Genomic DNA, 11585 nt, shown 5'->3' on the forward strand with positions numbered 1-11585 from the left:
ACTGCGACCGGATCGCCCGCGAACTCAACTCAAGGCCCCGCAAGCGGCTGGGCTACAAGACCCCGGAGGAGTGCTATGTACAAGCCTGGTAGACGGGAGCGTCAGAGGTCGAAGCGTTGCACTTCAGACTTGAACTCACACCTGTGCCGAGCCGCGAAGGGTAGAGGGCTACGGCCGCCGCGTGTAGATCACGGTGGACGTCTGTGAGGCAGTGGCCCACGAATCCCCGCCAGCGAGTCTGAGCGAGAGAGTGCCGCCGTGGGCCCGGAAACGATAGGTGCCAACGCGCCCTCCGGTGCCAAACGAGAGCAATAGCGCGCCCTGGGGTGTCAGTGCCCAAGAGCCCTGGAAGGGATGATCGCTGACAGGCCCGCCCGTGACGACGGTCAAAACACCGTCACCACCAAAACCGATCGACCGAATGACAAACGTCCCGAACGCCCCCGGCGTAAGCTGGATGTTCGAGTTCGGGGGTCGCCACACGCCGAGGAGTGCCGCCGTCGCTTCGGCGGAGGTCATCGAATGCGTTACCGGGACGGCGGGATGCGCGGGGCTGCAGGCCGTGACGCCGATCAGCGCTAAGGCGGCGACCAGAACGCCCAACCTGCTCAGACTGCGACTGCCTAAACCCGCCATGCCGAGCCTCACTCTGTCGAACGTGTTGCGCACGAGCGGCGCTCCGGCGCTGGCATCAGGATAGCGCTGACTGCGTCCGCTCGATGCGCTTGTTCGAAAGCGGGTCGACCCGGCATACGCGAGCAGCCGCGAGGCTTGGTCAGACCAGCACGTCAACCATCTCGTCGTGCGAATACAGAAGGTAGCGCTGGCCGGTGGCGCCGAGCACATTGACGTCCCAGAGGAACAACACGCCGAGAGTCACGAACGAAAGGGCGTCTTGAGCTTCTCCCGACGAGAACACGAAGGCTGGAACGTCGATGAGCGGACGAGTCTCGCCGTAGGCGGCGCGAAAGCGATCAAAGATATGCGGCCGTTCGCCCGACGGCCAGACGCCCCATTCGGTGAACCAGACCAGGACCTCAGTCTCGCCTTCAAGAGCGACGAACTGCTGGCCGACCAGCGCGACTCGCGCACCCGAGTCAGATGGGATGGCAGTCGAGACGGCCTGACGGGGACGAGCCGGGCGCGAGCGGGAGTCCAGCGCGATCCCGTGCCGCGAGCACCAGTCCTGCGCCTCGGTTGCTGTTAGCGACCGCATGATCTTCCTGTCTTTCGAACGGTGTTTATGCGGGTCCGCTTAACACGCGGCGACGAGATGCCAGCCGCATAACAAACACTATCATGCCCGCTTACAGCCTTGGCTCAGTGTCACGCGGTTCCACGTAACACTCTCGGTCTGTCGGGACGACGGGCGCCGCTCGCCTCACATGCCGGATGTTCGAAGTACGCCCACGATGGCCCACCAAAAGATACTCACGGTCAGGTCGGGCATTTGCCCGACCTGACCTGCTTTGCATGGGGTCCTACAGTGCCTCAAGCAGCCGGACGAAGCGGCGGTCCGAGGGCCCCGGCGTCTGAGCCTCCGTAGTGCCGGTTCGAGAGGATCCGTAGGTGTTGCGCGAGAATGATCTCGGCGACCTCCCGCACTCTTCGTTTCGGCACGGGAACAACCTACTCATGAGGACTCCGCGTCCGTCTCGGCTGCCCCGCATTGAGGGGAGGTGCCGTTCTCGATCGGTCGCACACGGCCGAAGCCCTTTCTGTCACATCACGTGCGCGGCATCTTGGCGCGTGCGCTTCATGAGGGGGGCAGAGGCATGAGTTTGAAGGAGAGGCGCGCCTTATGGCGCGCTGGGCTGGCCGCGGGAGCACTGTGCGTGGCGCTCCTGGCTGCCACGGCTGCCACGGCGATTCCGCTACCGTCTCCTGGACCGTACACGGGGCTGCCCGCGGGGTGGATCCTGCAGGTCACTCGCGCCAGCGACCTGGGCGTGACGTCCATCTCGTTCCCGAACACCACTGACGGATGGGCCCTGCTGGGCGGCTCGGAGCAGAAAGCATTGTTGAAGACCACCGACGGTGGGAAGAACTGGACGGACATCACGCCCGTCGGGTTGAACCTCTACATATCGGCGATCTCGTTTGCCGACGCTCATACCGGCTGGGCTGTAGGCATGGACGACACGATCTACAAGTCCACCGACGCTGGTTCCAGCTGGACCACGGCGACGACACCGGCCGTCACGACCCTGCTCTACGCCGTTCAGGCGGTGGACCCTGAGCATGTCACTGCCGTCGGCAACCCGACGTTCGTCGTGTCGACGAGCGACGGTACGAACTGGTCGCAAGCGCCGGTGGACGGCGACGCGCTCATCGCCGACGGAGAACTGTTCGCACTGCACATGGTTAGCGCGACGCAGGGATGGGCCTGCGGTGAGGATGGAAGCGGCGACGGCATGGTGCTCAGCCGGGCCTCCAACGGCCACTGGGTTCGGCAGACAACGGCGTCACCACAACGCTCGTTCGAGAGCATCTGGTTCACGGACGTGAGCCACGGCTGGGCCGTGAGCGACACAGGGCAGGAGGTCGGAGCCGACATGTTCGCCACCGAGAACGGCGGCGCGACGTGGAGCCTGAGAGCTTCGAATGTGACGACCCAAAGCCCGCGGGCCATCGCATTCCTCAACAACAACCATGGGTTCATCGGCTGCGATCCAAGAGGGACCTTAACCGGGAACCAGGTGCTTCTCGAGACCACCGACGGAGGGGCTCACTGGACCGGGTTCGACCCCAACCCTCCCGGATTCGATCAGTCGGGAGCGGCGATAGTTCGGTCGTTCTCGGTCCCCGATGCGTACCACATCTGGGCGGGCGGCGGGTTCGGCCTCGAAGATCCACCAGCCGTTTGGGCACTGCAGACGGCAGCACCGAAACAGTTGCTGGGCGCGCCGGTGATCGTGCCGCAGTTCAGCTCCAAGCCGTTCACCGTCGAGGATCACGACTGGCTGCATGTCAACGGGAGTCTCTCGACGAGGCACAAGACCGGGACGTATTCGGTCAACATCGTCGAAGAGAAGCGTGTCGGCAAGAAGTGGAAGGTCAAGCGAAGCTTCAAGGCGAAGACATCGAGGAGCGGCTGGACGTATTCGGCCAAGATCATATTCAGCAGCTCTGGGAACTGGCGCATTCGAGCCGTGCATGGCAGGGGCAAGAGCTCGGTGGCGAGCGGCTACACCTACTATGGCGTTATCAGGGACGGGTGGGACAACCCCTAGAACGGTCCAGATCCACACGGGACGATAGACGGGCGTGCCGAGAGGGGCGCCCGTCTGTTGCGTGTTGGCTGTGTGTGGTCAGAAGCGTTCCATGAGGTCTCCGGCGATGGCTCGATAGCGCGTTGTCGTCAACTTGGGACGCCGATCGGGCCGAGCAACACCCGCGGAGAGGTACTTCATCCAGACGCCCAACAAGGACCTCCCTTTCGAGAGCCGCTGCTGGGTTCTCGGCGGAATGGCTCGGGACGTGCCTGCGGCGTACAATCGTGGTCACGAACCGCCCTTGCGTCCATGGAGGGGGACGGATGTCCGAACTCGAGCGGCTCGAGAACCGTTCTTCAATCACTGCACGGCAGACAGTTGCAGGTGAGTTGCCGGATTCCGAGTCGCACTATCGGACGCTCTTCGACAACGCGCCTGACGCGATACTCATCGTCGACATGGACTCGATGGCTATCCTGGACGCCAACGCCGCAGCCTCGCGGCTCTTCGGATACTCCCCGGCGGAACTCACACGCATGATGGTGACAGATCTATCACTTGAGCCCGTGGAGACGAAGCGCACCGTCGCAGATGCCGTTGCCTTCATCCCCCGTCGCCGGTTGCGCCGAAAGGACGGGACGGAGTTCCTGGCCGAAGTCACCTCGAGCAGGAATCGTTTCGACGACACCAACGCTCGCGTGTCGTTCGTTCGCGACATAACCGATCGGGTTGCCGCCGAAAGTGCGCGCGACGCGTCCGAGACCAAGTTCGCTGCCGCTTTTGCGGCCTCCCCAGACGCAGTCAACATCAACCGGATGGAAGACGGTCTCTACGTCGAAGTCAACGATGGGTTCACGCGGCTCACCGGATGGACCGCTGCCGAGACCATCGGGAAGACATCGGGCGAGATACAGATTTGGGAGAGCTTGCAAGACCGAAGTCGGATGGTCGCACAGCTCCGCGACAGCGGCCGCGTCGACAACTTCGAAGCTGGCTTCAGGAACAAGGATGGCAGCCTAACTGTCGCGCTCATGTCGGCGCGCATCATCGATTTCGGCGGCGTTCCTCATATCCTGTCCGTCACGCGGGACATCTCGGACAGAAAGCGATCCGAGCTCGACCTTGCCCAGAGCAACATGCGACTTGCAGAGATGGTCTTGGAGATCACGCGCACGCTCGGGCGAGTCGTCGAGATTCGCGACCCGTACACGCACGGCCACCAAGAGCGCGTCGCGCTCGTCGCCCGCGCAATTGCGACCGAGATGGGAATGTCGGCCGACGACGTGGACGCCATCGAGATGTCGGCCCTCGTTCACGACGTCGGCAAACTGTCGGTGCCTGCCGAGATCCTGAACAAGCCCGGCGCACTCTCAGATGCAGAGTTCGGCTTGATCAAGTCCCACTCGCAGCGCGGCTACGAGATTCTCAAAGGGGTGGAGTTCCCCTGGCCGATGGCAGATATCGTCCTGCAACATCACGAACGCCAAGACGGCTCGGGCTATCCGCAGGGACTCGTCGGCGACGAGATTCTGCCGGCGGCACGCATCCTTGCGATCGCGGATGTGGTCGAGGCGATGGCTTCGTATCGCCCGTATCGCCCGGCGCTCGGCCTCGCGGCGGCAGTCGATGAGATTCAGAGCTTCCCGGAGAAGTACGACGCTGACGCCCGCACCGCCTGTCTTGCGCTGCACGCTCGCGGGGAACTTGCGTTTCTCGACATGTAGCCGCCGGTCCCACAACAGTAGGCGGGACCGGGCACGGTCTCGCGTTCGCGCGAGACGGCCCATCCGCTAGAATCGCATTTCAGCTTCTATCCGCTTGGCCAAGCGCGCCGAAGAAGGGCCACCCCTGTGAGCGAGTTCGTCTTTGAACCGAAGCGCATCGAAGAGCACTGGCAGTCCGCCTGGGAGCGCGAGGGGCTGTACCACGCTCACGAGGACGCAACCAAACCCAAGAAGTACGTGCTCGAGATGTTCCCGTACCCGTCGGGCGACATCCACATGGGGCACGTTCGCAACTACACCATCGGCGACGTGATCGCGCGCCAGGCGTCGATGGCCGGCTTTGAGGTGCTGCACCCGATCGGCTGGGACGCGTTCGGACTTCCCGCCGAGAACGCCGCCATCAAGAGCGACAGCCATCCGGCCAAGTGGACGTACGCCAACATCGAGAAGCAGGCCGCGTCGTTCAGGCGTATGGGCTTCTCGTACGACTGGGACCGCACGGTGCGCTCGTGCGACGTCGACTACTACCGCTGGGGTCAGTGGATCTTCCTGAAGTTCTGGGAACGCGGCCTGGTGGAGCGCAAGTCATCGGCGGTGAACTGGTGCCCGAGCTGTGCGACGGTGCTCGCAAACGAGCAAGTGGTAGGCGATAGCCAGTGCTGGCGGTGCAAGAGCACGGTCGAGAAGCGCGAGCTGGAGCAGTGGTACTACAAGATCACTGAGTACGCGCAGCAGCTGCTCGACGACCTCGACGATCTTCCTGGATGGCCCGACCGGGTCAAGACGATGCAGGCCAACTGGATCGGTCGCTCCGAAGGCGCGGAGGTCGACTTCGTCTTGTGCGACGCTGCAGGCGAGCCTTCCGACGAGAGCATCACCGTTTTCACCACGCGGCCCGACACGCTGTTTGGGTGCAGCTTCTTTCTGCTCGCGCCGGAGCATCCGCTGGTCGCGACGCTGACGGCAAGCACCGAGTACGCCGAGGCGGTCAACGCGGTGGTCGCCTCGGCGGCGCGCGAGACAGCTGTGGAGCGGCAGCTGGGGGAGCGCGTGAAGAACGGCGCGTTCACAGGCCGCTACGTCGTCAACCCAGTCAACGGCGAGAAGGTGCCGATCTGGGTCAGCGACTACGTCTTGATGGACTACGGCACCGGCGCGGTCATGGCGGTTCCGAGCGGGGATACCCGCGACTTCGAGTTCGCTCGCAAGTACGACCTGCCCATTCCGCCGGTCGTCGTGGCCGATGACGATCCGCTCTTGGCGCAGCTGGCTGGCGTGAGCGAGCGAGTGATGGTCGACGTGCCATGGGAGGTCGCTTTCGCTGGAGCCGGCGTCATGGTGCAGTCGGGCGAGTTCACGGGCATGCGCGGCGGCAAGGCGAGCGAGGGCATGCATGCGGTCAGTGCGTGGCTTGCCGAGCGCGATCAGGGCCGCGAGTCCATCAACTTCCGCCTGCGCGACTGGCTCATCAGCCGCCAGCGCTACTGGGGCAACCCGATCCCGGCCATCCACTGTCCCACGTGCGGACTCGTGCCGGTGCCGATCGAACAGCTCCCGGTGGTGCTGCCGATGGACATCGACATCACCAAAGGCGAGACGCTGGCCGATCACCCCGAGTTCTACGAGACCACGTGCCCCAAGTGTGGCGGCGCGGCCAAGCGTGAGACCGATACCATGGACACGTTTACGTGCTCGTCGTGGTACTACCTGCGCTACACCGACGCCAAGAACGCAGAACTGCCGTTCTCGGCGGACAATGCGAACTACTGGATACCAGCCGACCAGTACATCGGCGGCATCGAGCATGCCATCCTGCACCTGCTCTACTCGCGGTTCTTCACCAAGGTGCTGCGCGATATGGGGATGATGCGGGCTTCCGAGCCCTTCACCAATCTCCTGACGCAGGGCATGGTCAAGCTCGATGGAGCAACAATGAGCAAGTCCAAAGGCAACGTAGTCGCGCCCGAAGACATGATCGCCCGTTACGGCTGCGACACGCTGCGTGCGTACATCCTGTTCATGGCACCGCCCGACAAGGACCTCGAATGGAGCTTCGACGGTCTGGACGGCATGTACCGATTCCTCGCCCGTGTGGGACGCTTCGTGGCGGACGCCGCCGATGAGGCTGCCGCCGACAACGGCTCGGTCGCTTCCGGCGATCCTGCCGCCAAGAAGCTCCATCGCGAGTTGCATCGCGTGATCGCAAAGGTCACCGACGACGTGGCCCGCTTCCAGTTCAACACCGCTATCTCGGCGGTCATGGAATTGACCAACGCCGCCTACGACTACCGCCGAGAAGTTCCAGCCGGTTCGCGCGACCTAGCGCTGCAGCGCGACGCGGCCGAGGCGCTGACGCTGCTGCTCGCACCGTTCGTGCCGCACCTGACCGAGGAGCTGTGGCGCGTCGTTCTGGGCGGCCAAGCATCGGTGCATCTCGAGCCATGGCCGGCGTTTGACGCCTCGGCAATGGAGTCAGATGAGATGGAGCTCGTGGTGCAGGTCAACGGCAAGGTGCGCGGCAAGGTCACCGTCGCGGCCGATCTCGCCGAGGAGGACATCATCGCCGTCGCTCTGACTGCTGTCGCGTCGTACGTCGAAGGCAAAGAGGTCAAGAAGGTGGTCGTCGTCGCCGGCAAGCTCGTGAGCGTGGTCGTCGCGGGTTAGCGAGCGGTAGGAGGTTGGTGCGCGCCGAGTAAGGTGGCGGTGCCAACGTGGGATCAGCCCGGCGTGCTTCTGCCAGGCGCAGACACTGATGACAGACGACGCCCCCTCGCCGTCGCGGGTGATGAGGGGGCGTTGCTATGCGCGAAGGCGTTGAGGCCCGGCTCAGGGCGCTTGCCAGACGAGCTGGATGGTCGTCCGCGCCCCCGGCGATCGTGGCGGCGGGGCTCGCACTGGCCATCGTGGCAGTTGGCGTGGCGCTGTGGCGCTGGTGGCCGGCAGCTGGCTCCAGCGGCGAGCTGGCTGCGCGCGTCACAGGCGCAGTTGCGGGTGGCGCACCGTCGCGGGCCGGAACCAGGACCAGCGTTCCCGCAGCGGTAGTCGCAGCGCCAGGAGACGCCGTCGCGAGTGAGGCGACGATGTATGTCGACGTGGTTGGCGCCGTCAGACATCCAGGCGTGTACCTGCTCGAGGGCGGCGCGCGTGTCGAGTCCGCGGTGCAGGCGGCGGGCGGAGCGTTGGGCGACGCCGACACCGACGCCATCAACCTCGCTGCTAAGGTCGCAGACGGCGATCAGGTCGTCGTCCCAACGCACGACCAAGTGGACAAGGGCAGCCTGCCGGCACCCGTGGGCGGCGCCGCGGCCGGGGGCGTTGTGGGCGCGGCGGGGGCGGCCGCCAAGGTCGACTTGAACACGGCGGATGCAACGCAACTTGACGCGCTTCCAGGTGTCGGCCCCTCCACGGCCGCAAAGATAGTCGCCGATCGGCAGACTAACGGCCCGTTCAAGACGGTGGACGACCTGGGACGAGTACCCGGAATCGGTCCCAAGAAGCTAGACAGCCTCAAGGATCTTGTCGTTGTCCACTGACGTCGAACAGCGTGAGGTGGCCCGACCGTCGCTGCCCCCGCTGGCGTGGGCAGCGGGTGCACTCGCGGCGGGGCTCTGGGCGGCCGAGGCGCTTGTGTGGCGTCTGGGCGCGGGCGCGCAGACTCAGGCATGGACGGCGGTAGTCGGCTCAGTAGGCGCGATGGTGGCGCTCGCCTTCTGGGCGCGCCAGTCTCGCACGGGTGCGCTGTGTGCACTCGCACTCGTGACCGGTGTCTCAGTTGGCGTGCTGTTCTGGGTGCATGTCGGCGGGGTTACCCGTGAGGTTGCAGCGCGGCGGCAGTCTCGCTGGGATATATCGGTCGTATCAGACGCCACTGACGGGCAGTTCGGGGCGAGTTCGGCGGTGCGTGCTCGGCTTGATAGCGGAGCGTGGGTCGCGACCCGAGCATCGTGGCCGAAAGGTGCGATGCCGCCCGAGGCCGGATCGTCGGTGGTGGCGTTCGGCTCGTTCGTCGCCCAAGCCGACTCCGCCAAGGCCGAGCAGGAGTTTCGCGAGGGCAGCTCCGGATCGTTGCGCATTCGACGCGTCGAGTCGGTCGACTGGGCGCCAGGCCCCTCAGGATGGGTTGCGCGGGCGCGATCTTGGGCCGCGCACCGGGTGGCCGAGGTTCCGGGAGTAGGGGGCGCACTCCTCGGCAGCGCGATGCTTGGGGACCGGCGACGTTTGAGTGGTACGCAGGCCGACACAGACATGAAGGTCGCAGGTCTCGCTCACTTCGAGGCGACCTCCGGCTACCACTTGCTTCTGGTTGGAGCCGTGGCGGAGTGGGCACTACTGGCGCTCTGCATCGGCCGCCGTTCCCGTGGCGCGATCGGGCTGACGCTTACCGGCGCCTTCGTGCTGCTGTGTGGCGCGCGCACGTCTGTGGTCCGCGGCTGGATCGTGGCTGGCCTTGCACGTGGAGGCGGGCAGAGTGGTCGGCGCGCCGATGCGCTGTCGGCACTCGCGCTGTGTGCTTCGGCGATGCTGTGCGCGACGCCGTCTGCACTGTTCGACTTAGCCTTTCAGCTTTCGGTGCTCGCGGTTGCCGCGATTCTGATCTTCGCTCGGCTCGTCGAGGGATGGACGGCCGCGACGCTTCCGAATCGCTTGGGACGCCTTGCCGGGCCAGTGGCGGTCACCCTGTGCGCCGTCGTGGCCACGATGCCACTCTTGGCTCCGGCGTTCGGCTACGTCTCGACCGTGGCCCCAATGTCGAACTTGGTGGCTGTGCCGCTGGTGAGCGTATCTCTGTTGATCGGGTTGGCCGGGCTCGCCTTCGCGGCAGTCGCGCCTCCCATCGGCGGCGTGGTGTTGAGGTGTGCGGGAGCGTTTTGCGCAATGCTCGGCTCGGTTGCCTCCGCGTTTGCCCGAGTGCCGTACGCGGCGGTGCCGGCCGCGGCCAGCACGCTCGCGGTCCTCGCCGGATTTGCTGCCGCCCTAGCGCTGTGGGCGTGGTGGCCGCAACCTCGGCGAGGCACTGCGCGGGTGATAGCCGCCTTGGCGGCCGCGTGCGTTCTGGTCGCGCTGATTCCGCTGCCAGCGGTGGGTGGACCGCGGATTGTGGTGCTCGACGTGGGTCAGGGCGACGCGATCCTCGTCTCTGACGCTGGGCACGACGCACTCGTCGATACGGGGCCCACCGGGCCGGCGCTGCTCGGCGCCCTGGCCCGACAGCGCGTCAGGCGGCTCGACGAGGTCGTGATCACGCATCTGCACGCGGACCACTACGGCGGGCTGGCGTCGGCGGAGTCCGTGTTGCACGTCCCCAGGATCTTCGTGCCGAGAGGGACTCTCGCCGGCTCGTATCCTGTCATTCGCGCGATGCAGAGGGCTAGCGGTACCGGCGCGGTTCGAGAACTCGGTGCCGGCGACGAGCTGAAGGTCGGCTCAGTCACGCTGGATGTCGTCCTGCCACGCCAGCCTGTGGTCAACGCGGCTACGAACGAAGCAAGCGTGGTTATGGTGGCCCGGCACGGCAGCGTGAGCGTGCTGCTTACCGGGGACGCCGAGCATGCGGTGGTCCAGGCTGCAGTCGACGCGGGGACGCTTGGGCGCGTCGACGTCCTGAAGGTCGGTCACCACGGAAGCGCCATCTCTGTAGATGCGGCCCTGTTGGCAGAACTTGCGCCCAGAGCCGCGATCATCAGTGTCGGTGCGGGCAACCGGTACGGCCATCCCACTCCCACAGCGCTTCGCTATCTGCGGGAGGCGGGCGTCCCGACCTATCGAACGGACCTCGATGGCGACGTCGCCATCTCGCTCGGTGGTGCCGAGCCGGTTGTCAGGCCGGCACGGACGCGCGCCTCTCACGTCGCGCAGCGATGGCCGATGGCAGAGAGTCAGTTTGGCGTCCTCGGCTCGGCATATGCGACACTGGACGACATCCAAGACAGCTCATCGACCGCGGAGACTCATGGCAGCGACGCTCTCAGACCTCAAGCTCGTCTACCTCATCTACGGGACCGAGGACCTCCGCCTGCAACAGGCGCTGGCGAGGCTGAAGAAGCGCGTGGGTGACGTTGCCGATCTCGACTTCAACTTCGATACGTTCGAGGGCGAGAGCGCGAAGGCCGACGACATCGTCGCCGCGTGTAACACGCTGCCGTTTCTCTCGGAGCGCCGCCTCGTGGTGGTTAAGAACGTCGACAAGATGAACGCCGAGGGATGGAACGTTCTCGCCAGTTACGCTGGCGACCCGTCGCCAACCACAGTTCTGGTCTTGGTTGCCACGAAACTCGCAAAGAACACGCGGCTCTACAAGGCCGTGGACAAGCTCGGCGGGGCCGCCGAGTACGCTGCTCCACGCAAGTCGGAGTATCCAGGCGAGGTGCGGCGGATGTTTGCGGACCGCGGCAAGAAGATCGCGCTGAACGCCGCCGAGCTGCTTGTAGAAGCGGTGGGCTTCGATCTACGGCGTCTATCGGCCGAGACCGACAAGGCTGTCGCGTTCGTAGGCAGCCGTGAGGAGGTCACGCGCGAGGATATCGAGCAGGTCGCGTCCACCACGGCCCCCAGCTCGGCGTACGAGTTCACGGACGCCCTAGCCAACCGCGATTGCCGCGGCGCACTGCGCCTTCTGGCTGAGCTGCTCGGCGATGGCGAGTCGGTC

Annotated in this window: 8 protein-coding genes; 6 read left to right on the forward strand and 2 right to left on the reverse strand. The window is 65.4% G+C overall.

Annotated elements, in window-relative coordinates:
- Positions 1–168: 168 nt before the first annotated feature.
- Both P4L93_01785 and P4L93_01790 read right to left on the reverse strand, forming a co-directional pair.
- On the reverse strand, positions 169–669 hold the full coding sequence (locus tag P4L93_01785; GenBank protein ID MDR3685675.1) for a hypothetical protein: 501 nt from the start codon (positions 667–669) through the stop codon (positions 169–171).
- Positions 670–775: 106 nt separating this feature from the next.
- Complete coding sequence (locus P4L93_01790) at positions 776–1216, reverse strand: hypothetical protein (GenBank protein MDR3685676.1); 441 nt, start codon at positions 1214–1216, stop codon at positions 776–778.
- Between the two features lie 559 nt (positions 1217–1775).
- On the opposite strand from P4L93_01790, the gene P4L93_01795 reads away from it, so the two are divergent.
- The 6 genes from P4L93_01795 to holA form a co-directional block, all read left to right on the forward strand.
- Complete coding sequence (locus P4L93_01795; GenBank protein ID MDR3685677.1) at positions 1776–3233, forward strand: YCF48-related protein; 1458 nt, start codon at positions 1776–1778, stop codon at positions 3231–3233.
- A 305-nt stretch (positions 3234–3538) separates the two neighbouring features.
- On the forward strand, positions 3539–4939 hold the full coding sequence (locus P4L93_01800; GenBank protein ID MDR3685678.1) for a PAS domain S-box protein: 1401 nt from the start codon (positions 3539–3541) through the stop codon (positions 4937–4939).
- Between the two features lie 156 nt (positions 4940–5095).
- On the forward strand, positions 5096–7603 hold the full coding sequence (leuS, locus tag P4L93_01805) for a leucine--tRNA ligase (GenBank protein MDR3685679.1): 2508 nt from the start codon (positions 5096–5098) through the stop codon (positions 7601–7603).
- 137 nt (positions 7604–7740) lie between these two features.
- On the forward strand, positions 7741–8472 hold the full coding sequence (locus P4L93_01810; GenBank protein ID MDR3685680.1) for a ComEA family DNA-binding protein: 732 nt from the start codon (positions 7741–7743) through the stop codon (positions 8470–8472).
- Positions 8462–10993, forward strand: a complete 2532-nt coding sequence (locus P4L93_01815) for a ComEC/Rec2 family competence protein (protein MDR3685681.1) — start codon at positions 8462–8464, stop codon at positions 10991–10993. The genes P4L93_01810 and P4L93_01815 overlap by 11 nt, the downstream gene beginning before the upstream one ends.
- On the forward strand, positions 10890–11585 hold a 696-nt coding region (gene holA / locus P4L93_01820), incomplete at its 3' end, for a DNA polymerase III subunit delta (GenBank protein MDR3685682.1). The genes P4L93_01815 and holA, both read left to right, overlap by 104 nt.

The organism is Coriobacteriia bacterium (assembly GCA_031292615.1).
In the GTDB taxonomy this organism is placed as follows: Bacteria; Actinomycetota; Coriobacteriia; order Anaerosomatales; family JAAXUF01; genus JARLGT01.